The organism is Amycolatopsis sp. NPDC003676, assembly GCF_053587275.1.
On record NZ_JBSFNS010000247.1, the window covers coordinates 1 to 2,015 of the forward strand.

General features: G+C 72.0%; 2 protein-coding genes. Both read right to left on the bottom strand.

All coding sequences use genetic code 11. From position 1 onward, the window contains the following. The coding region (dprA, locus tag ACWDNU_RS45290) for a DNA-processing protein DprA (RefSeq protein WP_449673382.1) at window positions 1-1,467 on the bottom strand (1,467 nt) is incomplete at its 3' end. Window positions 1,468-1,604: 137 nt separating this feature from the next. Further along, a partial coding sequence (locus ACWDNU_RS45295; RefSeq protein WP_449673383.1) for a magnesium chelatase subunit ChlI family protein occupies window positions 1,605-2,015 on the bottom strand: 411 nt, incomplete at its 5' end.

Here is a 2,015-nt window from a genome sequence, read left to right on the forward strand (position 1 = left end):
GTAGACGTCGGCTTCGGCGCCGCGGAGTTGGGCGGCGGGGTCGATCGTGTCGTCGGTGACCGGGAGGCGGAGCGGGCCCGCCTCGTCGATGACGTCTTCGGCGCGGGTGACGAGCAGGGCTTCGCCGTCGCGGATCATGCGGTGACAGCCGACCGAGGACGCGGATCCGACGGGGCCGGGGACCGCCATCGCGGGGCGGCCCAGGCGGCGGGCCCATTTCACGGTGTTGCGGGCGCCGCTGCGCAGGCCGGCTTCGACGACGAGGACACCGTCGCCGAGGGTCGCGATGAGCCGGTTGCGGGCCAGGAATCGGTGCTTCTGCGCGCTGGTTCCCGGCGGATATTCACTGAGCACGAGGCCGGTGGCGGCGATGGCGGACAGCAGTCGGTCGTGCTGGGCGGGGTAGGGCCGGTCGACGCCACAGGCCAGCACGGCGACGGTCGGGCCGCCGACGGCGAGTGCCGCGCGGTGCGCCGCCGCATCGATGCCGAAGGCCGCACCGGACACGATGGTCCAGCCGCGCCCGGCCAGGTCACCGGCGATCTCACTCGCCACCTGCACCCCGTACCCGCTGCTGCATCGTGAACCGACCACGGCGACAGCACGTTCGGAGGCCGCCTGCAGTGAGAGCGGGCCGCGCGCCCACAGCACCAGCGGCACCGCGCCCTCGCGATCACGCTCACTGTCGAGCTGATCCAGACCGAGCATCCGCCAGCCCGGCCACTCGTCGTCGTCCGGCGTGATGACCCGACCACCCAACCCCCGCATCTGCGCCAGATCCGCCGCCGCCATATCCATCTCACGACGCGCGGCAGTAGGCCCACGCAACACCTCGGGCAGTTCGTGCTCGCGCACCGCCCTGGCCGCCTCGCACACCCCGACCGAGCCGATCAATGCCGACAACGCGGCACAGGGCCCCTGCACCACCCTCGACAGATACACCCACGCGAGCCGCCGCTCGTCGACATCACGATCGAGCACACCCGATGGCTGCTCCGAACGCACCCCGCCGACCGCCGACCACGGCACCGGCCCCACCCCGCCAGCACCACCATCCAGCGACGGCAGCGGCCGAGCAGACCCCGCCCTACCGTCCTCACCATCGAGCATCCGTTCCGGCTGCTCCGACACCACGCCGCCGACACCACCATCCAGCACCACCCTTGGCCGAGCCGACCCCGCCCCACCAACTTCACCATCGAGCATCTGTTTCGGCTGCGGCCGCGCGCCACCGCCACCGGCACCGACACCGACACCGACACCGACACCGACACCATCGTCGAGCGCCAGTTGCGGCCGTGCTGATCGCGCCCCGCCTACCTCACCGTCCAGCCTCTGCTGTGACTTCGCCGACTCCACCCCGCCGACACCACCGTCCAGCCTCTGCAGCGGCTTCGCCGACTCCGTCCGACCGACACCACCGCCCAACACCAGTTCTGGCCGCTCGGCTTCCTCCCCGCCCGACATTGCCTGAACGTTGTCGAGTTCACGCCGCCGAGGCCGCGGCTGCGCCGGCCCCGCTCCACAGTCACCGACGTCCGAAACCACCGAAGGCTTCCGTGCCGACGGCGCCACGGACGATCCACTCACCGCGCGCCCGCCCGTCATTGCGCACCCCGCTGCCGGAAGTTCAACGCCGACAGCACATCCTGCACGCTCGGTATCTCCCCGCCGCGCAGGTCACACACCGTCCACGCGACTCGGATCGCCCGGTCGGCGCCCCGGGCCGACATCCGGCCCAGCCGTAAGGCCGTCTCGATCGGTGCGATCGATTCGCGCGGCAATCGGAACCGTTGCCGCAGTACATGTCCGGGTACCTCGGCATTGGTCGTCCAGCCGTCGGCGCTCCAGCGCTCCAGGGCCAGGCCGCGGGCCCGCCTGACCCTGGCGGCGACGCTGGCGCTGGTCTCGACCTGTTCGGAACGGTCGCCGGTTCCGGGGAGGTGCCAGGCGGCCCACGCTCGACCGGTGCGACGTCGGCTTCGGCGCGCGGACTCTTTCGCGAGCGAGCCAGC